The 25,655-nt window shown below is 43.6% G+C and carries 18 protein-coding genes; 5 read left to right on the top strand and 13 right to left on the bottom strand.

Features of this window, described 5'->3' with window-relative positions; genetic code table 11:
* Positions 1-39 precede the first annotated feature (39 nt).
* A complete protein-coding gene (gene pepN / locus AAC855_RS16585; protein WP_340611058.1) occupies positions 40-2,658 on the bottom strand; it encodes an aminopeptidase N in 2,619 nt (872 codons plus the stop codon).
* Positions 2,659-2,986: 328 nt separating this feature from the next.
* Between pepN and pncB the strand changes: the two genes are divergently transcribed.
* The 4 genes from pncB (at position 2,987) to AAC855_RS16565 (ending at position 8,676) form a co-directional block, all read left to right on the top strand.
* On the top strand, positions 2,987-4,201 hold the full coding sequence (gene pncB, locus AAC855_RS16580) for a nicotinate phosphoribosyltransferase (RefSeq protein ID WP_340611056.1): 1,215 nt from the start codon (positions 2,987-2,989) through the stop codon (positions 4,199-4,201).
* Between the two features lie 211 nt (positions 4,202-4,412).
* On the top strand, positions 4,413-5,813 hold the full coding sequence (gene asnS, locus AAC855_RS16575; RefSeq protein ID WP_340611054.1) for an asparagine--tRNA ligase: 1,401 nt from the start codon (positions 4,413-4,415) through the stop codon (positions 5,811-5,813).
* 307 nt (positions 5,814-6,120) lie between these two features.
* A complete protein-coding gene (locus tag AAC855_RS16570; RefSeq protein ID WP_340611053.1) occupies positions 6,121-7,245 on the top strand; it encodes a porin in 1,125 nt (374 codons plus the stop codon).
* Between the two features lie 240 nt (positions 7,246-7,485).
* Positions 7,486-8,676 carry an amino acid aminotransferase gene (locus AAC855_RS16565; protein ID WP_228858712.1) on the top strand — a complete coding sequence of 397 codons (1,191 nt, stop codon included), beginning with the start codon at positions 7,486-7,488 and terminating at the stop codon, positions 8,674-8,676.
* 113 nt (positions 8,677-8,789) lie between these two features.
* Here AAC855_RS16565 and AAC855_RS16560 read toward each other — a convergent pair whose 3' ends face one another.
* The 8 genes from AAC855_RS16560 to cmoM form a co-directional block, all read right to left on the bottom strand.
* Positions 8,790-9,422, bottom strand: a complete 633-nt coding sequence (locus AAC855_RS16560; protein ID WP_340611052.1) for an MBL fold metallo-hydrolase — start codon at positions 9,420-9,422, stop codon at positions 8,790-8,792.
* A 99-nt stretch (positions 9,423-9,521) separates the two neighbouring features.
* Positions 9,522-10,070 carry a peptidoglycan L,D-endopeptidase MepK gene (mepK, locus tag AAC855_RS16555; protein ID WP_340611050.1) on the bottom strand — a complete coding sequence of 183 codons (549 nt, stop codon included), beginning with the start codon at positions 10,068-10,070 and terminating at the stop codon, positions 9,522-9,524.
* A gap of 465 nt (positions 10,071-10,535) precedes the next feature.
* The gene (gene ldtD, locus AAC855_RS16550) at positions 10,536-12,245 is read right to left on the bottom strand and encodes a L,D-transpeptidase (protein ID WP_340611048.1); all 1,710 of its coding nucleotides are present in this window, start codon (positions 12,243-12,245) and stop codon (positions 10,536-10,538) included.
* Positions 12,246-12,576: 331 nt separating this feature from the next.
* Complete coding sequence (gene aphA / locus AAC855_RS16545; RefSeq protein WP_340611046.1) at positions 12,577-13,290, bottom strand: acid phosphatase AphA; 714 nt, start codon at positions 13,288-13,290, stop codon at positions 12,577-12,579.
* 174 nt (positions 13,291-13,464) lie between these two features.
* Complete coding sequence (mukB, locus tag AAC855_RS16540; RefSeq protein ID WP_340611045.1) at positions 13,465-17,922, bottom strand: chromosome partition protein MukB; 4,458 nt, start codon at positions 17,920-17,922, stop codon at positions 13,465-13,467.
* A complete protein-coding gene (gene mukE, locus AAC855_RS16535) occupies positions 17,919-18,641 on the bottom strand; it encodes a chromosome partition protein MukE (protein ID WP_340611044.1) in 723 nt (240 codons plus the stop codon). Before mukE ends, mukB begins: the two co-directional genes overlap by 4 nt.
* Positions 18,622-19,944 carry a chromosome partition protein MukF gene (gene mukF, locus AAC855_RS16530; RefSeq protein ID WP_340611042.1) on the bottom strand — a complete coding sequence of 441 codons (1,323 nt, stop codon included), beginning with the start codon at positions 19,942-19,944 and terminating at the stop codon, positions 18,622-18,624. The genes mukE and mukF overlap by 20 nt, the downstream gene beginning before the upstream one ends.
* Entirely contained in the window at positions 19,941-20,726 is a 786-nt protein-coding gene (gene cmoM / locus AAC855_RS16525) for a tRNA uridine 5-oxyacetic acid(34) methyltransferase CmoM (protein ID WP_340611040.1), read from the bottom strand. Before cmoM ends, mukF begins: the two co-directional genes overlap by 4 nt.
* 189 nt (positions 20,727-20,915) lie before the next feature.
* On the opposite strand from cmoM, the gene elyC reads away from it, so the two are divergent.
* Positions 20,916-21,716, top strand: coding sequence for an envelope biogenesis factor ElyC (elyC, locus tag AAC855_RS16520; RefSeq protein WP_340611039.1), 801 nt, complete (start codon positions 20,916-20,918; stop codon positions 21,714-21,716).
* An 86-nt stretch (positions 21,717-21,802) separates the two neighbouring features.
* Here the strand turns inward: elyC and kdsB are convergent, their stop codons facing one another.
* The 4 genes from kdsB to msbA all read right to left on the bottom strand — a co-directional run bounded on the left by kdsB (position 21,803) and on the right by msbA (position 25,646).
* A complete protein-coding gene (gene kdsB, locus AAC855_RS16515) occupies positions 21,803-22,549 on the bottom strand; it encodes a 3-deoxy-manno-octulosonate cytidylyltransferase (protein WP_340611038.1) in 747 nt (248 codons plus the stop codon).
* A gap of 3 nt (positions 22,550-22,552) precedes the next feature.
* Positions 22,553-22,732: a Trm112 family protein gene (locus tag AAC855_RS16510; protein ID WP_099110703.1), complete on the bottom strand. Its 180-nt coding sequence runs from the start codon at positions 22,730-22,732 to the stop codon at positions 22,553-22,555.
* A 170-nt stretch (positions 22,733-22,902) separates the two neighbouring features.
* Positions 22,903-23,901, bottom strand: coding sequence for a tetraacyldisaccharide 4'-kinase (gene lpxK / locus AAC855_RS16505; protein WP_340611036.1), 999 nt, complete (start codon positions 23,899-23,901; stop codon positions 22,903-22,905).
* Positions 23,898-25,646 carry a lipid A ABC transporter ATP-binding protein/permease MsbA gene (msbA, locus tag AAC855_RS16500; protein WP_340611151.1) on the bottom strand — a complete coding sequence of 583 codons (1,749 nt, stop codon included), beginning with the start codon at positions 25,644-25,646 and terminating at the stop codon, positions 23,898-23,900. The genes lpxK and msbA overlap by 4 nt, the downstream gene beginning before the upstream one ends.
* Between the last annotated feature and the right edge of the window lie 9 nt (positions 25,647-25,655).

The following is a 25,655-nucleotide window of genomic DNA, read 5'->3' as shown; positions in this document are numbered from 1 at the left end:
TTAATTTCCTCCGGCTAAAGCCGGAGGAAATATCATTACTCAACTTTCCAATGCTTTCGTGATTTTCTCAAATAAATCACCTGATAAGTTTTCCAGTGTTTTCAACTCTTCTAACGTTGTACGCATCAACGCCTGACGTTTTTCATCGTAGCGTTTCAGGCGGATTAATGGCTCAATGAGACGCGAAGCGACTTGCGGATTACGCGTGTTCAAATCAGTCAGAACTTCTTTCAGGAACTGATAACCGCGACCATTCTCAGCATGGAATGCAACTGCGTTATTGGCAAAGAAGGTTCTCAGCAGTGAATAAGTGCGGTTTGGGTTACTCAGGCTGAAAGAGCGATGGTTCATCAAACTACGTACTTTATCGAGTACATCAAATGCCGGGCTGGTTGCCTGAAGAATAAACCATTTATCCATGACCAACCCATTCTGATGCCAGCGCTGATCAAATTCATCCATTAATTGATAACTGCAAGGCAATTCTGCCGCCATTGCCGCAGATAGTGCTGCAACAGTATCAGTCATATTATCTGCCTGATAATACTGAGTGGCGACTAATTTATCAGCCAGCGCTTTGTCTTCAATAAAGGCCAAATAATGCAGACAAATATTACGCAATGACCGTTTAGCGATATCCTGATGATTCACACGATATGCCCCTGTGTGAATACTATGGTAAACAGCTGCAAATTCATCTGCCATTTCGTTTGCCAGACTATGAGTGATTGCATTAAGCACTTCATGAATAGCCTGTGGATCAATCACTGTAAACAGCTCTGCCACTTCATTTTCAGACGGCAGTGTCAGGATCAGGGCCGCCAGTGCCGGATCAATATCTTTATCCAGTAATACTGCACGGAATGCATCAATAACATGTATTGGCAATTCTACCGGCTGAGATTGTTGATAACGGGTAACATTCAGTTTTATATAATTAGCTAACAGTGCCTGTGCCGCATCCCAACGAGAAAATTCATTGCGGGCATATTTCATCAGGAAAGTCAGTTGACTGTCACTATATGAATAATTCAGTTTTACTGGCGCAGAGAATTCACGTAATAAAGAAGGCACCGGCTGTGACGGTACATCATCAAATACAAATGTCTGTTCTGCACTGATAACATTCAGAACATGATGCACAGGCTGACCATCCCGACGCAGTGGAATGACATGACCATGTTCATCATACAGTTCGATATCTAACGGAATGTGCAGAGGCAATTTCTCTTTCTGATCTGCAGTGGGGGGTGTCATCTGACTGACATGCAACAGATACTGCTGTTTTTCCGCATCATATTCATCACGCACGGTCAGTACTGGCGTACCCGATTGACTGTACCAGCGGCGGAATAGTGTCAAATCAACGTTTGAAGCATCCTCCATTGCCTGTACAAAATCATCACAGGTTGCTGCGCTGCCATCATGACGGTGTACATAAAGCTGGATACCTGCCTGAAATTGCTCTTCACCCAGTAAAGTATGGATCATCCGAATGACTTCTGAGCCTTTTTCATAAACAGTCAGCGTATAGAAGTTATTCATTTCCATCACCTGCTCAGGGCGGATAGGATGCGCCATCGGGCTGGCATCTTCAGCAAACTGAGCTGCACGCATAATACGCACATTATTAATACGATTAACAGAGCGTGAACCCAAATCAGAGCTGAATTCCTGATCACGGAATACGGTCAGCCCCTCTTTCAGGCTTAACTGGAACCAGTCACGACAGGTGATCCTGTTTCCTGTCCAGTTATGGAAATATTCATGTCCAATGACAGCTTCAATGCCAAGATAATCTTTGTCTGTTGCTGTTTCTGTTTTCGCTAAGACATATTTGGAGTTAAAGACATTCAGCCCTTTATTCTCCATTGCCCCCATATTGAAGAAATCAACGGCAACAATCATGTAAATATCAAGATCATATTCCAGACCGAAACGGCTTTCATCCCACTTCATGGAGTTTTTCAGCGACGTCATGGCCCAGCCAGCACGATCCAGATTACCCCGGTCAACAAACAATTCCAGCGCAACTTTACGGCCACTACGGGTAATAAAAGTATCATGCAGGACATCAAAATCCCCTGCGACTAACGCAAACAGATAAGATGGTTTCGGGAATGGATCCTGCCATTTAACCCAATGACGGCCATCACTCAGCTCTCCCTGTTCAATACGGTTACCATTGGACAATAAATACGGGTATTTGGATTTATCCGCAGTGAGACGAGTAGTAAAACGAGCCAATACATCCGGCCTGTCCAGATAATAAGTGATATTGCGGAAACCTTCAGCTTCACACTGGGTGCACAAAGCATCACCAGATACATACAGCCCCTCAAGTGCACTGTTAGCCGCAGGATTATTCTCATTTACTATTTTCAGGGTAAACTGAGCAGGCAGTTGTTCAATGATTAATTTGCCATCCTGTTCCTGATAATGTTCCCATGCCTTATCATTAATATGGATACTCTTTAATGTCAGGTTTTCTCCATCTAAAATAAGTGGAGTGATATCATTAATCAGGCGTTTTACTTGACTGGTTGCTGTTACAGTTGTTTTATCTGCATTCAGGTCAAAATCGAGATCAATATCTGTAATAGTATAGTCTGGCGCTTTATAATCCAGACGATGCTTAATAACCCGCTGATGTGTCATAAGAAACCTTTTTTCATTATTTAATGTGAGAAGCTAACGCTGCCACAGAGATTCCATCCTTTCAATCCGGAAATCTCTTTTTTCAGATGTTAATCATTTATTAAATAAAGGTATAAAACCTGTTTTGAGAATATTAGTACTTTTGTGCTACTTGCCATCTCATATTGTATTTAACATGATATCATCTATAAATTGATCAACCTTAATCTGTATTGTCCGGAAAAATATATGCGATTATGTAGCTTTAATAACAGAATAATCACGGTATACTCTTCCGACTTTATCGATTTAGCAGATACATATGCTCCGCGAGGATGCCTGACGCGCCATGACTTTAGACGCTACCCCGATTATCAAATCACTGCTTGATACTGATGCTTATAAATTTCATATGCAGCAAGCAGTGTACCACCATTACAACGATATTCATGTTGTTGCAGAGTTCCGCTGCCGTGGTGATGAACTACTCGGTAAATACGCCGGGGCATTACGCCAGCAGATCAATATGATGGCTGATCTGACTCTGACAGAACAAGAAGCTGAATATCTGTCTGGTTTACCATTTTTTAAACAAGATTATCTGGATTGGTTCAAAACCTTCCGTTTTAACCCTGAACAAGTAGAAGTTTCTGTTACTGATAAAGGACAGCTTGCTATCAGAATTTCAGGTTTATGGCGTGAAGTGATCCTGTGGGAAGTGCCGCTGCTTGCCCTGATTAGTGAACTGGTACACCGCGATCGCTCGCCTGAAATTAATCCAGAAGCGGCAGTCAGTCAGCTCAGAAAATTAATTGAGTTGTTCTATCAGGATGCCGCAGCAGAACATATCGATTTATCTGGTTTCAAACTGATGGATTTCGGCACCCGCCGCCGTTTTTCACACGAAGTGCAATATGCCATTGTTAAGGAACTGAAAGAGAGTTTTCCTTATTTGATTGGAACCAGTAATTACCAGCTGGCGCAACAACTTGACTTGGCTCCGCTCGGTACGCAGGCTCACGAATGGTTTCAGGCACATCAACAAATCAGCCCGGAACTCGCTAACAGCCAACGCGCGGCATTGCAAACTTGGCTGAATGAGTATCCGAACCAGTTAGGCATTGCCCTGACAGACTGTATCACGATGGATGCTTTTTTACGGGATTTCGATAAACCTTTTGCTGTGGCCTATAACGGTCTGCGCCATGATTCCGGTGATCCCGTTGACTGGGGCGAAAAAGCGATTGCCCATTACCAGTCATTGGGTATCGACCCGCTGACTAAAACACTGGTATTTTCGGATAGTCTGGATTTCCAAAAATCTCTGGCTCTTTATCGTCATTTCCATCAACGAATCAATGTCATGTTCGGTATTGGTACACGTCTGACCTGCAATATTCCCGGGATAAAACCGCTGAATATTGTGATCAAACTGGTTGAATGTGACGGTAAACCTGTAGCCAAACTGTCTGATAGTCCGGGAAAAACTATCTGTGAAGATGTCGAATTCATTAACAGATTACGCAGAGCATTTGATATCCCTGAAATGAAAAAAGCTGTGTAATTTCCAGGATAGTTTGTACCGAACTTTAATCGGCGTAATCACTCTCTTTCTGGTTACGCCGATAAAAAACAACTTTTCCTTTTATTTCCGCTTTAACCCCCTTAATTTCTACTTGTTTCCTGTGAAAGGACAAGTAAGATAAGGAGTCATCGTGCCGCTTGGCACGATTTACAGTAAGTCTAATTATCTATTATAAAGAAGAGAGAAATTTATGAGCGTAGCGCCTGTAGTCGATGTACTGCAAGGCCGTGTTCCGGTTGGCAGCGAAGTCACCGTCCGCGGCTGGGTACGTACAAGGAGAGATTCTAAAGCTGGTATCTCGTTCCTCGCCGTTTATGACGGCTCCTGCTTTAATCCCTTACAGGCCGTCGTTAATAATAATTTGCCTAATTATCAGGATGAGGTTCTGAACCTCACAACCGGCTGCTCTGTAGAAGTAACTGGTACTGTTGTGGAATCACAGGGTAAAGGCCAGAGTTTCGAATTACAGGCAACCAACATTGTGGTTGTTGGTATGGTAGATGATCCCGATACTTATCCGATGGCAGCAAAACGCCACAGTATCGAATATCTGCGTGAAGTCGCTCACCTTCGCCCACGTACTAACCTGATTGGTGCAGTAGCACGTGTCCGTCACACACTGGCGCAAGCACTGCATCGTTTTTACCACGAGAAGGGTTTCTTCTGGGTATCTTCCCCACTGATCACAGCCTCAGATACAGAAGGTGCAGGTGAGATGTTCCGCGTTTCCACTCTGGACATGCAAAACCTGCCATTGACTGATAAAGGTGACGTTGATTTCAGCAAAGACTTCTTCGGGCGCGAAGCCTTCCTGACTGTATCCGGTCAGTTAAACGGTGAAGCTTATGCCTGTGCATTAAGTAAGGTTTACACTTTCGGGCCGACCTTCCGTGCTGAAAATTCTAATACCAGCCGCCATCTGGCCGAATTCTGGATGCTTGAACCAGAAGTGGCTTTTGCTGATCTGAATGATATTGCCAAACTCGCTGAAGAGATGTTGAAATATGTCTTTAAAGTGGCTTTGGAAGAGCGAGCTGACGATCTGGCGTTCTTTGCAGAGCGCGTTGACAGCGAAGTTATTACCCGACTAGAAAAATTTGTCGATTCTGACTTTGTCCAGCTGGATTACACTGATGCCATTGAAATTCTGGAAAACTGCGGTCATAAATTCGAAAACCCAGTTTACTGGGGTGTAGATTTATCATCTGAGCATGAGCGTTATCTGGCAGAGAAGCACTTTGGTGCGCCTGTCATCATGAAGAACTATCCAAAAGATATCAAAGCGTTCTACATGCGCATGAATGAAGATGGCAAAACTGTCGCGGCAATGGATGTTCTGGCACCGGGCATTGGTGAAATCATCGGTGGTTCCCAACGTGAAGAGCGTTTGGATGTACTGGATGCGCGTATGGAAGAGATGGGGCTGAATAAAGAAGATTACTGGTGGTATCGTGATCTGCGCCGTTATGGCACTGTTCCTCACTCTGGTTTTGGTCTGGGCTTTGAACGTCTGGTGGCTTATGTCACGGGTGTCTCAAACGTACGCGACGTAATCCCATTCCCAAGAACGCCAAGAAACGCAAGTTTCTAATGAATCCGTTCGAAAAATAACCAAAAATCAATCCTGAGAAAAGCCAGCGAAAGTTGGCTTTTTTCATTTTATCGCCAAAACAGGGCAAAAAAAGTTCCTTGACATTTACATTTTGTAATATGTTTTTTCAGTTTGTTACTAATTTTGTACTTTTGTAGCATTTTGAGGGTGGATAAAAGCCATAACCAATGGAACACTGAGCGCAGATTAATAAGACACCTGATGCCCATAAATAGTTCCAAAAATTTTAGTGTTCTGTTTTCAATGTGTGCCAGATGTCTAAATAACACCAATGAGGGTAATAATAATGAAGCGCAATATTCTTGCAGTGGTAATTCCAACTTTGCTGGTTGCTGGTACAGCAAACGCAGCTGAGATCTTTAACAAAGACGGCAACAAACTGGATCTGTACGGTAAAGTAGACGTTCGTCACCTGTTAGCAGATGAAAGAAGCAAGGTTGAAGGTGATGATTCTTACGCTCGTATCGGTATCAAAGGTGAAACTCAGATCTCTGACCAACTGACTGGTTTCGGTCGTTGGGAATACAACATGAGCGCTAGCGAAGCAGAAGGTAAACAATCTACTAAAACTCGTTTAGCTTTCGCTGGTCTGAAATTCGCTAACTATGGCTCACTGGATTACGGTCGTAACTACGGCGTAAACTACGACATCAACGCATGGACTGACGTACTGCCAATCTTCGGTGGTGACTCCATGGCTAAAACTGACAACTACATGACTGGTCGTTCTACTGGTCTATTGACTTACCGTAATACCGACTTCTTCGGTCTGGTTGATGGCCTGAACGTTGCCCTACAGTATCAAGGTCAAAATAGCGCACGTACCAAGAATAGCGGTGCTCGTGATGAAAAAACTGCGAATGGTGATGGCTACGGTCTGGCTGCCACTTATGACGTAGGTTACGGTGTCAACGTTGGTGCTTCTTACGCTAACTCTACTCGTACAAATGCACAGTGGGCTTCTAAAGCTTTCGGTAAGCGCGCTGAAGCATGGAATATCGGTGCTAAATACGATGCAAACAACGTATACCTGGCTGCAATGTACGGTGAAACTCGTAATATGACATTTGGAAATGGTGTCGACAAACGTGATAGTTTCAGTGGCATCGCAAACAAAACTCAAAACGTTGAATTGGTTGCACAGTACCTGTTCGCTGACTATGGTCTGAAACCATCTCTGGCTTATGTTCAGTCTAAAGGTAAAGACTTGAACCGTAATCATCATAACGCTGATGAAGGTATCAATGCAGATCTGGTTAAATATGTTTCTGTAGGTACTTATTACTACTTTAACAAAAACCTGTCTACTTATGTTGATTACAAAATCAACCTGCTGGACAAAAACGATGGCGGCGTTGCAAACGAAAACGCTCGCAACGTATTCGGTGTTGGTCTGACTTATCAGTTCTAATTACCGCTGATAAACAGTTTAGCGAAAAGTTAAACCATTTATCTCAGAAAAGCAGCGCTCCGGCGCTGCTTTTTGCATTTCATCTCCCTGTTTTTTCAGACGCTTTTCTCCACTCCGTAAACTACTTCACAAGATTTTATTCTTTTTGCTACAAGTGGTTGGCAAATCGATTTCTTAGGGTTACCCTGAGCAGCGTATAATTTATTTCGGGCTTAACTCTCCAAATTTTGGAATAAAAAAATGTTTGAAAAAATCACAGCAGCGCCTGCCGACCCTATTCTTGGTTTAGCTGATAGCTTTAAAGCTGATCCCCGCGAAAATAAAATCAATCTGGGTATCGGTGTCTATAAAGATGAAACCGGTAAAACGCCTGTCCTGACCACCGTTAAAAAAGCAGAGAAATTCCTGCTGGAAAACGAAACTACTAAAAATTATCTGGCAATCAGCGGATTACCGGAGTTTGGTCGTGTGACTCAGGAACTGCTCTTTGGCAACACCAGTGCCATCGTTACTGAAAAACGTGCCCGTACCGTACAAAGCCCAGGCGGAACAGGCGCACTGCGTACTGCCGCTGATTTTATTGCCAAGCAAACTAACGCTAAACGTGTTTGGATCAGTAACCCAACCTGGCCAAACCATAAAGGTGTTTTCTCCAGCGCAGGTTTAGAGATCCGCGAATATAACTATTACGATGCAGAAAAACACGCGCTGAATTTCGAAGGCATGCTGGCAAGTCTGTCTGAAGCACAAGCGGGTGATGTTGTTCTGCTGCATGGCTGCTGTCATAACCCGACCGGTATCGATCCTACTCCTGAACAATGGCAGAAACTGGCAGATTTATCTGCGGCAAACGGCTGGCTGCCTGTATTCGATTTCGCTTATCAGGGCTTTGCTAAAGGTCTGGATGAAGATGCTGAAGGTCTGCGTATTTTTGCCAAAAATCATAATGAATTGATCGTTGCCAGCTCTTACTCCAAAAACTTTGGTCTGTACAATGAGCGTGTTGGTGCCTGTACTATCGTTGCAGCAGATAGCGATACCGCAGAGAAAGCATTCAGTCAGGCTAAATTTATTGTACGTACCAACTATTCTAACCCGCCAGCTCATGGTGCTTCTGTTGTTACGACGATTCTGTCCAACGAAGAACTGAAAGCAGAGTGGATTCAGGAACTGGCAACAATGCGTGAACGCATTCAGCGTATGCGTCAGTTGTTCGTCAACACCTTACAAGAAAAAGGTGCAAAACAGGATTTCAGCTTCATCTGTGCTCAAAATGGTATGTTCTCATTCAGCGGTCTGACTAAAGAACAAGTTGAACGTCTGCGCGAAGAATACGCTGTTTATGCAGTCAGCTCCGGCCGTATTAACGTAGCGGGTTTAACACTGGAGAACATGGTTCCTCTGTGTGAAGCGATTGTTGCTGTACTTTAAATTCAAAATTTCATTGAAGTACACAAACCTATATTGGTATTAAGCCGCTGAAAAGCGGCTTTTTCTTTCCAATAACCTGTAAAACTGAGAAATGTTGAATCAAAAATTATTGGTCAGTTTTGTAAGAACGGATTCGTTTTCCGTTCATGCCCCAACGTTGACATTGGGCCATGACCCGGAATGAATTGATAATCATCCCCCAAAGCCAGAACTTTTTCTTTGATGGATTGGATCAACTCATCATGATTCCCACCCGGGAAATCCGTTCGGCCAATACTGCCTTTGAACAACACATCTCCCATCGAAATTAATTTATCAGCATGATTGGCAAAAATAATATGCCCCGGAGTATGTCCCGGACAATGTAAGACAGAAAGCTGAATATTACCGACTTTTACAGTATCCCCATCATCCAGCCAACGCTCAGGGGTAAAAGATGGGCATTCTTTAACGCCAAACATCTGGCATTGAACCTCTAACGCTTCTATCCAGAAAGCATCACCTTTATGTGGCCCATGCACCGGTACATTAAAATGTTTAGCAATTTCAACGGTTGCACCAACATGATCAAAATGACCATGTGTCAACAAAACTTGGGTTAACTTTACTCCCCGGTTTTCGATCTCTGCGATCAGTTTTTCAGCTTCACCTCCCGGATCAACAATTGCAGCTTCCAGCGTTTCATCGCACCAGATCAACGTACAATTCTGCATCGCAACGGTGACAGGCATTATGTGGTATTTCATTGTATTGTTCACACTCCACAATCAGGACAAATTCTTAATATATTCATCGTCTTTCAAGCCATTTTACAGCCAACTTGAAATATGAAAGATATAATAAGATTACCACGTCCTGACCGGGCCTGTATCAATATGAATAAAATTACTTTTCGGGTAAAATCCAACTCCACCAGCTTTCATTTTCAATGCAGCTTTACGGATATGTGATAACTCCATGCCATCAATATGGAAATCCATTGCCCGACCACGGGTGTGATAACTGTGTTTTGCCACACCTGAACTTGCATGACGCAACATATTATTTGTCTTTAATGAACGATATCCTGAAACTAACTGAACTGGTTTATTTATTCCCATCATCATTTGTAACAGGTAAATTTGATCAAATAATTTTGGATCAATTTTCTTTGTTTCATTTTGGCGATAATCACGGAATAAATAATTCAGTCTAATAAGTTCAGATTTATTATAATGACGCCCGTCAAAGAACTCGGCTTTAATTGTTTCTCCGGTATGGAGGTTATCTACCCGTAAGATTCTGGGACGTGGTGTTGTTAATGTGGCTAGTGCATGTTGGGGTAATAAACCTAACCCTAATGCAACCATACTGACGCCGAGCCACTTACGGCGGTTATGATCAATATTATTCATGTATTGTGCTCTGCTGCTTTCTCTGATTCTTAGATAGTTTCAAAAATATATTAACAGTTAACACCAATCAATTAACAAAACCGCAACAAACAAAAAGTAGGTTTTACTATTTTTTGTACATTAATGTAAATTTTTTAGTTGATGTTTTTATTCTGATTTACAGAATAGAGTTTTTATACCTATTCAACTTCAAGATGCATGTTATATCTCCCCGCGGCGTGGGGAGATATAAGGACTCACTTCATATTACCCGTTGTAACTTGAAGTTTATCGAGTATATTAAACTGAATTTAAATATTTATATTTGGTTAATGCAAGCTATTAATTTAGTAATTGTGTAATAACTAAAAGAAAAAATCAAAGTATGGGAGAGATGGCAGGTAAAAAAATAGCAGTGAGGCTATTCCTCACTGCTAAGATATATTATTCATTTTTTCCATTCACAATTTAACAAAAGTCAAAGTATTATCTGGCTGTCAAAACCTGAGAGATCAGTTCAGATTTTTGTCTGGCATGACTATCATATTCATAAATATCAGCACGATATTGTGGTTTTCCTTTTTCATCAACCCAGGCTGTTTGATAATAAAGGAATACTGGAATTCTTTTCGGTATATTCACATATTTTGTTGCCCACGACTTTAAAGAATTATTGACCTTTCCTTTATTCCAACCAGCATCACCTAACAACATATTGGCTAATTCAGGCGCTTTATTAACACGGACACAACCTGAACTGACCGCTCTCATTTCACGCTTAAATGAGGCTTGATTAGGTGTATCATGCAAATATATTGCTTCCGAATTCGGCATATTAAACTTAAATCTTCCTAATGAGTTTGTTGGGCCGGGTGCCTGCCGTATCCGGTAAGGAAAATTGCCGGGTGTTATGACTCCCCAGTTTATTGATGAAGGGTCGACAACGGCTGCATCACTGCTCCAACTGGAAAAAACGGTATAACCACGGCTACGGAAATAGTTAGGATCACGCATGGCTCTCGGTGCTATATCTTTACGGGTCATACTGACAGGAACCGTCCAGGGAGGGTTAATCACGACATTATTCAGTTCACTACTCATAATCGGTGTTTTTCGGCTTGGACGCCCAACCACGACTTTAGAGCTTAATGCCTCTTCGCCATTCAAATAATAAAATAACGAATAATCAGGGATATTCACTAAAATTGCGGTGGGAAGGTTATCAGGAATGATGTGCAACCGTTGCATATTCAATGCCATGATCCTTGCGCGGGTTTTCGGGGTGGTATTTAACCATACTCTTGTTGATTGCCCGATGACACCATCAGCCGCTAAACCGTGTAAAGACTGAAAACGCTTTACTGCTGCAACTAACTCTTTGTTATAGAATCTATTCTCTGGGCTAACGGCTGAAGATTCTAACGTACCTGAACGGACTAATATATTTCTCAGCGCAATAACACTCTGGCTATTTTGCCCCGGTCTTAATGTTTCTTTCATTGAAAATTCAGACCACGGCTGTTTGTCCTTCAATTGCTTTAGCATTTCACTGCGCATCTTTTCGTACATAGAATGATTAGGTGATAACGACGAAATGTAATTGCTGAGATTATTATCCTTAACGTGCTGTTGCCACTTTTCAATTAAATTATTCGGGGGTAAATCGATTTTATATGGAGTTTTACCATATAACCATGAATCCCCTTTATTATGAATATTATTAATGTAGTGAAGATAACCTAACATAGCATCAGATAGAACAATATCCCGCCCCATTTCAGTTAATTCGGGTGAATTAAGTTGTATCATCCATTTTCCGAATTGAGGCTGAAACCCAGCTAACGATAAATCAAATAATTGTTCTTTAAAATTTTGTATGGCGGTTTCATCCTGCCATAACGGTTTCATATTATTGACTGAATATAATCTTGATAATTGTTGATAATATATCGGTTTTACTTGTTTAGGTAATAATTCTTGTAACTGAACTTTGTTTTCTTCAGGAGAACTTAATAAAGAGACAGGCGCCATTTGAGTAGAGGTGACATCAGTATCTACTTTTTTTTGCTCCCATGATAATGACGGGGCATCATTTGCTGTCAATTCGTTTTGTTGACTTGCAAAGGCTCCCTCTGATACTACTAAAACACTACAGATAAAAGAAACTTTTAGTAACCTTACCGTATTCTTTGCCATAAGAGTTCACCTCGCTTTTATGTATACCCCCTTTTTCATAGTGACAAATTTACCGACTGTATTTATCAGCCATGAAACCGTACATGAAATTTACTGGGTATATTTGGCTATCCAATGACTTATTCTAATTATCGGCAGACCAATGTTATCAGAAGAGAATAGTAGTAATTATATACATAATTACTTATTAAGACAGAAAGCCCCCCGATTATATCCAATTACATGAACTAAAAGAAAATTATTGCTATAATAAATTAACTTATATTAGTTATAAAAAAGAAAAGGCACTTAAAGTGCCTTTAATAATAAATAAACATGATAAATGTTTAAATTAATATTCTGAGTTAATAACGACTTCTTCTCCAAATTTTCCTGCTTTAGGCAAAGGCTGATAGGAGGAATTTGATGCTCTCAAAATACGAATACCACGAATATTTAATTCACGGGCGGCGGCAATATCCGCATCGGCATCGCCATAATAGATTTTCAGGTTATGATCCCCCATCCAACTGATTTTATTATTTTTACCGGGATCATCTCCTGCAAAGATAACAGCATTCATTTTATCGGCAGGAATATGGAGGTCTTCCTGTAAATATTTAGTGACTGTTTCTGTTTTAGTTTTGGTACGGCCAGTAATGAAATAAATGTCATCACCACGCTTCAGGTGCATCTGAACTAAATCGATGCCAACCTGTTTCGGCATACTGAATTTATCCCATTCGTTATTCATTTTTTCCCAGAATTCCGGGTTTTTCAGATAGCTATTCTCATTCGGCGAATATTCCAGTTGACCTCGATAAAAACCGGGGCTGGAAAACAGTACTGTATCATCTATATCGAATCCCACAGACATAGGTGGTTTATTTTGCAAACTTTTTTCAATCTGCTCCACTGAAACCCAGTGTACCGCCTGACGTTGGGAAAGCTCTACTGTAGTGACCCCTGAGCTGACTTGTTCCGGTACCTGTACTTTTGCCTGAGCAGTACCGCTTAAGCCGACAGCAAGGGCAATTGCACTAAATGCTAATACTACTTTACGCATTGTTTTTCCTTCTTCTCATCCTGATCACAATGGGAGGGAATGATAAGCACTCTTATTTCAAGAAAATGAGATTTAATGCACATATTTCAAAACGTGATTATTATCGTCATTAATTAAAAAGCCGTCATATAATCAATGACGGCTTTAAATTACTCACTCAGGGAGAAGTTATTTTCAGAATATCGCCTGAGCCTGTTCCTGCCTCTGTTCAAGAGCCGGAGTTTCCTGCCCAAAGCCACGTAAACCAACAACATGCACATGTTCCTGATTATTAAAGATCTTACGCACTAATTTATACGTAGTTCCTTTCTCCGGACTGATATTTTCCGGGGCGGCAATAATCAACTGCATCTGTAAGCGTTCACATAATTCAAACAGTGTGGCGATAGATTTCGCATCCAGACGCGCTGCCTCATCAAGGAATAGCAAACGACATGGGGAAATATCTTTCCCACGCAGACGGCGGGATTCCTCTTCCCAGCTTTGCACAACCATAACCAGAATCGACATCCCTGTACCAATGGCCTCACCGGTAGAAAGCGCTCCGCTTTCCGCTTTTAACCAGCCATCTGATCCACGATTCACCTCAACGTCTAATTCAAGATAATTACGATAATCCAGCAACTCTTCACCAATTGTCTGAGGTAAGCGCTGCCCCATATCAATTTGTGGATTTAAACGCTGATAAAGTTTGGCCATTGCTTCAGAGAAGGTCAGGCGCTGGCTATTAAACAGATCCTGATGTTGTTCCTGCTGTTCAGATAACACATCCAATAAAACAGCGTGGCTTTCACGTATATTCACATTCAGGCGCACACCACCAACCTGACCAAAGGAGACCATTTGTAATCCCTGATTCAGCATCCTGATACGGTTTTGCTCACGCTGAATAGTCTTACGGATGATATTAGCTACGCTCTTAGAGCTGATCGCCAGTTTTTGCTCACGTGCCGTTAACTCTTCGGTTAAACGCGCCAGTTCGATTTCCATCTGCTCAATCGCATCAACCGGATCATCAGTACGAATAATATCCTGACGGATCCGCTCACGCAGATGCTGATACACAGCCACAAAGAACTGAATCTTACGCTCAGGACGTTTTGGATCTTCAGACAAACGCAGCGCATCACGTAAATGTTCATTATCTGCTACGGCAAGACGCAGTGCGCCCAGCGCTTTATCCGACATTGAACGTAGTGCATCAGCATCCATGTAAGCCAGTTCGCGGCGATGAAGACGGCGTTCAACGCCATTATCTTTCACCATCCGCATCACAGCACACCAACCCGCTTTAGAGGATACGACTTGCTCACGTTTCTGATAATAATCACGTTCTGATTTGCGCAGTTTCTTCTGGAGGTTTTCCATTTCCGCCTCACAGAATGCGATCTGCTTCTCAAGCTGATTGACTCGGGAACGATTGGCCTGTACTGCGGCATGAAGCTGATCACGGCGTTCACGGGCACGATTTTCCGCATTAGCGTCAGCCTGAACACCGATATCTTTCATCTCCTGTTCAAGTTCTTTCAACATATCCTGCTTGGTGTCATAAGAACTCTTCAGGGAAGCCAGTACCTGACTAAACTGAGCACTTTGTGATTGCTGCTGACGAAGTTGTTCACGGGCGCGGCGGCGATCAGATTCTGCGTGTTCAAGGCGCTGACGCAATTTATCATTCAGGTCACTATTTTCACTGAGCATTCCCGCTGAATCGCTGTAACTGAAGTGCACACGGCGCTGTACAACTTCAGTCAGGGCAAATGCCTGTTGTTTGGCTTTTATTTGACTGTGTTTCGCTATTTCATAATCCCGCTGCAATTGCTCATGCTGACGAGGATCACTTTGTAAAACCGATACCATCGGTTCAAGTTTATTCAGCGTATTGCCGTGCTGTTGTAGGAAACGAGCCGCATCCTGTGCCTCACTCATTTCTTCACGTACAGCTTCCACCCGATCAATCAGGGTTTCATCCAGCAAAATCGTAATCTGTGGAATCAAGCGATTGAGTACGGACAAGCTCTCTTTTACCTGAGCCAGTTTTTGTTGATTCTGTTGTGTGTGGGACTCAAACTGTGACAGCTCCCGTTCCAGCTCTGTTCTCCGATGGTTCAGGGTACGGATTTCCAACTCTGGATCGCTATCAAACGCCACCGACAAATGTTTACCGACAAAACGGCTGAAGGCCTGATGTGCCCGCTGGATTTTCTGCACATCAAATGAGAGTGTTGCGTAACGCTCTGCCAGCGTATCACGCTCCAGACTGAGCGCTTCCAGACGATTTTCCCTTGCCGCTCGTCCGAATAGAGGGACTTCAGGATAGCGGGAATAACGCCACTGACGATCAGAGGATTTAACCAGAACAGCATTTTCCTGCTCTTCAAAATCAAACACGCTGTCATCAAACGATTGTGGATCACCTTCGATCAGGTAGAGATCTTCCGGGCAATCCTCCAATGATTCCAGATGCGGGCGTACTAATGAAAAATCCGGTACAACAATCGCATGACGTGCTGAGCCGTAGAGCGCAGAGAAATAAGGTGCATCATCAATGGTGATGTCATCATAAATTTCTGACAGCAATACACCACCGAAACGCTCAGCCAGTGCCAGCAAGCGGCTGTCTTCCGCACCACTTGGTTGGCTCAGCCGTTCAATCTGTTTTTCCAGTTCACGTTTCTGTGTTGAGACATTATCACGTTCAACAGTGATTTCACGTTCCTGCTCCAGCAATTGCTGCATATATTCCGTGACATCATTGCTGTTTTCGAAATTTTCACCACTCTGCTCACAAAGCTGATCCAGTGTTTCCTGTGCCGCCAACCAGACTGGGGCACGAGCAGTCAACGCCTGTATTTTCTGTTTGAGCTGTTCGAGTTCCTGACGCACCTGCATGCGAGATTCACCGCTTTCATTCGCAGTCAGGCTTAATTCTTCCAACTGAGCTTCTAGCTCACCCTGCAACATTTCCAGATCTTCTGGCTGATATTGCTGCTGATGGCGCTTACAGAATTCTTCCAGCATGCGTTCTGCATTTTGCTGACTGTTAAGGCGCTGTTCCAGCTCAGCCAATTGAATACGCAACGGTTGAACCCGATCTGACAGATGGCGTTGAGATGACCATTCGCGCAAGACTTCACGGGCACTGTGCCATGCTTCACTACGGCTGACTTCACCAACAATATTTTTCACCAGTTGATAAGCCTGCTCAAACTGACTATGAGCAGCATCAGCCACACTGAGCTTTTGTTCCAGTGCTAACAAAGTTTCCGTTGCCTGTTGTTCTTTGGCCTGATAAGTCTCCTGCCACTCATCGGCATTCTCTGCCGATAATTCAGGAAGCTGGCAAAGCTCACGGGCTCGCTCCAGCGCTTGCAGTGCCTGTTGATACTGAATAGCGCGGGTCTGCTGAACATCCAGTGCCTGCTGATAATCAGCAAGCTGGCTTTTTAATTCATCAACTTCCTGCTCTGCAGCCTCAGACGCAACTTCATATTCCGCCTGCATCTCTTTCGCTTCTTCAACGACTTCAGTCTGTTCTTCCAGTCGATAAGTCAGCTCTTCAATATCAGCCTGATAACGGTCAATTTTTTCCTGCTGACGCATGGCTGTCTGAACCAGATTCAAATGATCGCTGGCTGCCTGATAATCCATTTCCAGATCAGAGGATGCGCCACTTTGTTCTGTCAGCTCCCGCGCCATTTCTACATGACGGTATTGTTCCGTCACTAGTTGCCGCCGACTGCCAAACAATTCACTGCGTAAAGCCAACGCTTCATCCAGATGAACGCGACGTTCATTGGCATGGCGCATATAGTCAGCAGAAACATACGCTGTCGCTTCGGTAATAAGATGCTTAAACAGGTCACGGTCAGATTGAGTAACGCGGATAGCTTCCAGTGTTATGCGGTTTTCACGCAAAGCCGCTTCCATATCCTGAAATGCTTTCCTGACTCCGCTATTTTCTGGTAATAAGTAGTCACGCAATGAACGTGTAATCGCGCTAGAAATACCACCATACAACGATGCTTCTATCAGACGATAGAACTTGCTGCGATCACTGGCAGAACGTAAGCGTTTCGGGATCACCCCCAAATCAAACATCAGGGCATGATAATCAGTGATGGAATTAAATTGCTTGAACTGAACACCATCCATTTCTTCGACGCGCTCTTTCAGTTCATTCAATGGCAGAACCCGCGCCTGACGTTCGTTGATGTTTTCAGTCAATAGTTGTGTTGGCTGTATTGAGGCAGGGACACCCTGAATCATGAAGGGCTTGATATCAACTTTCCGATCTCGCCCTGCGATTTGTTGTAAACGTACACCTGCAATAATTCGCTGGTGGCGGGAGTTCACCACATCCAGTGTAGAATAACAGACCCCTGCCCGCAGTTTACCGTGCAGACCTTTATCACGTGAACCACTGGTTGCACCTGCTTCCGTCGTATTACGGAAATGCAGTAGCGTTAAATCCGGAATTAATGCCGTGACAAATGCTGCCATCGTGGTGGATTTACCCGCACCGTTACCCCCGGATAAAGTCGTTACCAGTTCGTCAAGATCAAATGTTCTGGCAAAAAAACCGTTCCAGTTAACGAGCGTCAGTGAGCGAAATTTACCGCGTTCAATCATGACTGTTCATCCTCCGCACCTGCTGCTGAACCTGTTGGTGCTTCTTCTTGTTCATTACCTTCCTGCGATAAACTGCTTTCCACTGGCATTGCTTCTCCATCACGGATCATCCGTAACTGAGCTTCACGTGGATCATCACCGCTACGTACATCTGCACCGAAACGAAATACTGCTTCGGTAATCATAAATTTGTTGCTGTCATTTTGTAGGAAATAGGCCATCCCCAAACGGCGCAGACGGTTCAGGGAAGTACGTACTTTTTCCTGTAATTTTTGTTTATCCAAATCTGAACCAGTTGAACGCTGATTCACCAATTTCATCAGTCTGTTTTCATCCGCAAGTGACAACAGCTCTTCATGCAGTTCCTGAAAGGTGAATATTCCCTGATTAGACAAGCGCTCCGGGCTGAGATAGAGATAACACAGAATTTTACCCACCATCATGTCCAGCTCAGATAAAACAGAACGGGAGATCAGCGTATTTGAACGCGGCCGCAGGTAGAAAAAACCTTCTGGTGCACGGATCAATTCGACGTTATAACGCGAGTAAAATGTTTCCAGCTCTTCCTGAAAATCCATCAGAAAAGCATGATTATCAAGATCATCCATTCCAATATGACGCCCTGAACGAAGCTGGCTGTCTAATTCTGGAAAAAGTGTGTTGGATAATGCCTGAGCCAGTTTAACTGGCATAAATTGTTCAATATGTGTCGATGACATGTGCCTGCACCTTGGCTCCGTAATCATTAATCGCTAACCATTCCGCTGGTAACCCAGAGAAATCTGCTTCTGCAACGCCCAGTCGTACTGCCTGATCCACCAGAATACGTGCAATATCAAAATGACGTGTGTGTGGATATTTGGCAAGGTAATCACGCAATACAGCGCCCAAATCCAGAGGGAGTTTAGCCTGTTGGTAAATTGCCAGCGCCTGTTCTACCATTTCCGCCAGTTGCTCGTGAATTTCATTAAATTCTTCGTATTCCATTTCTGGGGGCAGTTCACCCATGACTTCTTCATTGCGTAACGTCAATTCTTCATCACGCATATCCAGCAGACGCTCTGCGCTGGCAACATTCAGCACCCACGGGTGATCAAAGTAATTCTGGATAGACTGGCGGAGACGCTGAGAAAAAATGCGGTTTTTATCCATATCAATCGCAGTTCGGATGAACTTATGAACATGTCGGTCGTAACCAATCCAGAGATCGATGGATTGCTGCCCCCAGCTAATAATGCGGTCAAGTTTGTTTTGCAGATCAAAAACCAGCTTATCAACCAGTTCAGAACCCCCGCTCATCATGTTGGCATCCTGAATACGCAGCAGATTAGCCTGTAATTTGTCGCCCGCTGCCTCCAGAGTATCCTGAAGCTCCCGCAGCGTTCCGGAAGTCTCGGACAATAATTGCTCACAATTCGCTATCGCAGCCTGCCAATCCTGATTGAGCAAGGCTGCAATATCTGCTTTTACACTGTTTTGCTGCTCATCCATGATGCGCTGTGACAGATCAATACTGTCAAAAATTTCAGCCACCGAATATTTAAGAGGAGCAAATACATTGCGGTGCCAGTGAAACTCATCACCACCTTCTTCAGCCGCTTCGGCCGCACGATGTAGCTCATTGGCAACAATGGAAAGCTGCATGGAAAGACGCAACGTGGAAAATTCACGCTGACGAATATAGTAGTCGCTAATGCCGATGCCTAATGGCGTTAAACGATAGATAGCGCTACCATCCGCCAGTTCACTGGTAAACCTGTTAAGTAGCTTTTGCCTTACCATATCGTTAATTGCATTATTTGCCCTGACCGCTACGGCTTCTGAAGTCTGTTCAAAACCTTTACAGACTTCCCGGAAAGCATCAATCAACTCTCCTTCGCTCATTTCGCCATCAAGACGTTCACTGTTCAGTACGGCAATTGCCATTAAAAAAGCCAACCGCTCTGGTGGCAACGAAATGGAAAAATCATTCTTTCTGGCCCAGGACACAAGTTCAGGAACAGTCTGGGAATATTCACTCATAATTCGCTCTTTAAGGTAGGCTTGCGTGCCGTCACATGAATATAGCGCCCAAGGCTGATATAAGGCTCTTGTCTACAATAACGCTGTTCAAGTTCAAGCAGCGCCGGAAAATCTGTATTTTGCAATTGGCGGCTTTGCAGGTAGTCATGAAAAACCCTGACTCCGGTTTTACCCATTATTTCCATATTAAGTTCAGTGAGCCACTGATATACCTGTTCAGGTATTAATGGATTCTGTGGCGATAGGGAACGTTTCCGGCGACGCTGAATATTTGGCGTTGCTAAATGAAAATTACCCAGAACGGCATTGCGCATAACCAGCCCATTAGCATTATAAAACATTAATGAGAGTGCACCACCGGGCGTAATAATATCACCCAATATTTCTATCACGTCTTTTTGATCAGTGATCCATTCCAATACCGCATGGAACAGGATTAGATCAACAGGTTGAGTAATATGTTGGTGAATATCCTGTGCCGGGCTTTGAATAAACTGCATCTGCTGAAGAACTCCCCGCTCTTCAGCATTATTTTTTGCCCGTTGGATCATTTCTTCGGAGAGGTCACATAATATAACCTGATGACCTAATTCAGCGAGCTGACAGGCCATATTTCCTTCACCGCCCCCTGCATCCAAAATACGCAGAGGTCGTTGAGGCAAATGATTCAGCAATTCTTCGATATCCTGCCAGACAACGGCCTGTCTGATTTTACCTTTGGTGGTGCCGTAAATATTACGCGAAAATTTGTCTGCAATATCATCGAAATTGCGATCCCGCATGAAAAAACGCCTCATTAATAAACTAAGCTTGATGTATCTATTGATGTATTTATAGGGTCTATCGAGTAGAGATAGTGTCTAGTACTATTTTTGCTACCGTTATTCTGGCACAGTAATCGGTAAATTCACTACTTTTACCCTTGAATTTACCCCTGTGCGGTGATAATTCAATCAGATTAAGGCCTGTTGATGCTATTTCTGCTAAAAAAATACGTTGGTGCGCTATTAATGCCGCTCCCTTTAATTATTTTAATCGCTTTCGTTGCTTTATTCCTGCTGTGGTTTACCCGATGGCAAAAAACAGGGAAAACTCTTCTTTCACTAAGCTGGCTTATCTTACTTTTATTGAGTTTACAGCCTGTTGCAGATAACTTACTACTCCCTGTCGAAGGAAAATATACTCAACGTTACGAGCCTGATGCGATACATGCGTCTCCGGTAAAATACATTGTTGTTCTTGGCGGCGGCTTCACTTATAACCCGGAATGGGCACCCAGTGCCAACCTTATCAGTAATAGCCTGCCCAGAGTCACCGAAGGTATCCGCTTATACCACCTTAACCCCGGCGCTAAAATGATTTTTACCGGTGGTAAAGGCGTTAATTCAATCAGCAGTGCTGAAATCGCGGCTATGGTAGCACAATCACTGGGGGTTCCTGTAGCTGACACGATAGCATTAAAAAATCCGCTGGATACAGAGGAAGAAGCAGCCGAAGTCGAAAAGGTTATTGGTCAGCAACCTTTTATTCTGGTTACATCCGCAAACCACATGGCCCGTTCACTGAAATTCTTTGAACAACGCAGTATGCATCCTATTCCCGGCCCGGCAAATCAACTGGCAGTCACAACGCCACTATATAACTGGGAAAAATATATTCCGTCGTCCTATTATTTTTCTCACACGGAGCGGGCATGGTATGAAACTTTGGGTAGTATCTGGCAGGCAATTAAACCTTCCGGTACAAATAAAGATGAGAAGACTGAGGGTTAATTATACTGATTATTGCTGAGTAGTCGTAAAAAATTAGGCGAGTTTAATCGCCTAATTGCTATTACTCTGTTTTGATATTTTTTATATCAGGCCACAAAAGTTTTTCTGACTGCTTCCAAATCTTCCGGGGTGTCGACCCCAGCCCCCGGAGCCTGTAATGCCTTCGCTACATGAATTTTTTCTCCATACCAAAGTACACGTAATTGTTCGAGCATTTCGATATTTTCCAGTGGACTTGGTTCCCACTGCACATAGCGGCGTATAAACCCGGCTCTGTATGCATAAATCCCAATATGACGCAGGAAATTATCCCCGATAGTCTCTTTGGACTGCATAAAACGATCCCGCTCCCACGGAATGGTTGCACGGGAAAAATAGAGGGCATAACCCTGTGCATCCATAACCACTTTCACGGCATTCGGATTAAATGCTTCTTCTGCATTCTGGATCTGAACAGCAAGTGTTGCCATACCAGCATCACTCCCCGCCAGATTATCAGCAACCTGTTTGATTATTTGCTCAGGAATAAGCGGCTCATCACCCTGAACATTGACAATAATTTCATCATCAGCGAATTGGTATTTATCAATAACCTCTGCCAGACGCTCTGTACCTGAATGATGATTTTCACTGGTCATACAGGCTTCACCGCCCGCAGCCGTGACTGCATCAAAAACAGCCTGATTATCTGTGGCTACAATCACGCGACCGGCACCGGAACGGGTAGCTCGCTCCATAACCCGCACAATCATCGGCTTACCATGAATATCAGCCAACGGCTTTCCGGGCAGGCGGGATGAAGCAAAACGTGCGGGGATAATGACTGTAAACATAAGTTATTTCTTTTCCTCGGTTGGCAAAGCACGTGCTTCATGCTCGAGCAGCACAGGAATACCATCACGGAAAGGAAAAGCGAGACGGTCAATTTTGCAAATCAGCTCAAAGTTTTCTTTATCGTAACTGAGTTTGCCATGACATACCGGACAAGCGATGATTTCGAGTAAACGGTGATCCATACATCCCCCAAATGACGGGTTTTTGAAGTTTAATGTGGCTCAGAATACCACAAGCGATGTATCACCGTTAACTCTGTTGTTTTATTTAATATTTGCCTAACGTTACAGCGTTACCGGCAAGATTCTGAGCTTCATGTAATAATAAACACAAGGTCGGGAAATAACTGCCGCTATGTTCTACCATTCGTTGGCTCAGGGATTAAGGTGCAAATTTCATCCAGCAATTTTTCCCCTTGAACTTCCGGCAAATAAGCTGATACGGGTAAATACCACCAATTATCCTGCGCAAATCGGGCACATTTAACCGCATCTTTTTCTGTCATCACTAGACTCTGCTCAGTGTTGGTTAAAGCCAACAATTGTGCCTTTTCATAAGCCTGATGATCAGCAAATGCATGTGTCGCCTGTAAATCCACACCTAATTGCTGCAATGCAGCAAAAAAACGAGGTGGATGACCAATTCCCGCCATTGCAACTGCATTCGGAATACCACTGACTTTCCGCTTTTCTCCGGTCAGGAGATTAACAGCAATTTCTCCTTTTAACGTCATCGGTAATTCGCCGATTTCTGCTGTTCCACCGTTAACGATAATGGTATTTACGGTATTTAAGCGCCCTGAAAGCTCCCGCATCGGCCCTGCCGGTAACCAATAACCATTACCAAAACGGCGAGCACCATCAATCACAACGATTTCATAATCACGCTGCAAAGCATAATGTTGAAGACCATCATCGGTGATAACAATATCAAGGGAAGAATGTGCCAATAGTTTTTTGACTGCATCAATGCGTTTTGGTGCAACTGCAACTGCGACACCTGTGCGGCGATGAATTAAAACCGGCTCATCTCCCGCTTGCCCAGTCGTCACCTCATCCGTTACCAGCAAAGGGTAATGTTCAGATTTCCCACCATAACCACGGGAAACAACACCTACCCGATAACCTTTCTGCTGTAAATGTTCCACCAGCCAGATAACTACCGGTGTTTTACCATTGCCTCCGGCCGTTAAATTGCCCACGACAACAACAGGAACGGAGGCTTTCCATGAACGGAATAATCCTGACTTGTAACCCAGCTTACGCAGGCCACTCATCAGCCCATAAAGGGCTGATAGTGGTAATAACAGGATATAGAGCCATGAACGGCCCGACCAAATGCGCTCAATCATAGGCCAAACTGCATTCGGTGTAGCTGAGCATATGCGCCATTTTTCTCCAACAGAACGGAATGGTTGCCTCTTTCGATAATATTGCCATCTTCAATAACAATAATTTCATCAGCACTTTCAATAGTAGAAAGGCGATGTGCAATGACCAGAGAAGTTCTGTTTTTCTGCAATTCATCCAGTGCTGCCTGAATCGCACGTTCAGATTCCGTATCCAGTGCCGAAGTCGCCTCATCCAAAATCAAAATAGGAGAATCGCGCAGTAAAGCGCGGGCAATGGCAATACGCTGGCGCTGCCCGCCAGAAAGCAGGACGCCATTCTCACCAATCATCGTATCCAGGCCGTTATCCAGTTTCTTGATAAAGTCCATTGCGTAAGCCATTTCCGCTGCACGCTCAATTTCTTCACGACTAAACTGACCTTCACTGGCATAAGCAATGTTGTTAGCCACGGTATCATTGAACAAATGTACATTTTGCGATACCAGCGCTATCTGATTACGTAAAGAAGACAGTGTATACTCACGTAAGTCATGACCATCCAGTGAAATACTCCCTTCACTGACGTCATAAAAACGGGTCAGGAGGTTGGCAATTGTTGATTTGCCCGAACCAGAACGCCCGACCAAAGCAATAGTTTTACCTGCCGGAATTGCCATAGAAATATTTTTCAGCGCAGGATTATCTTTGGTTGGGTAACAGAAAGTCACATCACGGAATTCAAGATCACCTTTCGCTTTTTTAATGTCCCGCTTTCCGTCGTCTTTCTCCTGCTCCATATCCAGAATAGTAAATAACGTCTGGCAGGCTGCCATACCACGCTGGAATTGTGCATTAACATTAGTCAGTGATTTCAGCGGACGCATTAAAGCAATCATGGATGAGAATACAACTGTAATTTTACCCGCAGTCAGTGCGCCCATAATTTCAGGAAAGCTGGCAGCATACAGGATAAATGCCAGAGCAAATGAAGCGATAAGCTGAATAATAGGATCTGAAACAGAATCAGCGGAAACCATTTTCATTCCCTGTTGACGCATATGATTACTGACTTTATTAAAGCGCTGTGTTTCAACTTTCTGACCGCCAAAGATTAAAACCTCTTTGTGGCCTTTCAGCATTTGTTCTGCACTGGTTGTCACCATTCCCATACTGTTTTGCATATTTTTACTGATACGACGAAAACGTACAGAAACCAGACGAATAACGCCCGCTACAATCGGAGCAATCACAATCAGGATCAAAGACAGTTCCCAACTGTAATAAAACATCAGTGCAAAAAGGCCGATAATTGATGCCCCTTCCCTGACAACGGTCACCAGCGCACCAGAGGAAGAAGATGCAACCTGCTCTGAATCATAGGTAATACGGGAAAGTAGCGTCCCCGTAGATTGCTGGTCAAAAAAGGAGACTGGCATGCCCATCATATGGTTGAATAAACGACGGCGCATCTGCATCACAACTTTACCGGAAACCCAGGAGATACAATAACTTGATACAAACCCAGATATGCCACGCATAAGCATCAGCCCAATAACCACCAGTGGCATCCATTTCAATACACTCATGTCTGCCTTGCCAAACCCTTCATCAAGTAAAGGCTTTAACAAAGAAAGCATTAATGTATCACCGGCAGCATTTATAACTAGCGCAACCGCCGCAACTAACAATCCGGCCTTAAATGGTGTGATGATCGGCCATAGTCGGCGAAAGGTCTGCCAGGTAGAAAGGTCTTTATCATTCATTATTGAGTTACC

The organism is Xenorhabdus bharatensis (assembly GCF_037996705.1).
Taxonomy (GTDB): domain Bacteria; phylum Pseudomonadota; class Gammaproteobacteria; order Enterobacterales; family Enterobacteriaceae; genus Xenorhabdus; species Xenorhabdus bharatensis.
The sequence above is the reverse complement of the archived record's forward strand: the minus strand, read 5'-3'. Positions and strand labels throughout refer to the sequence as shown.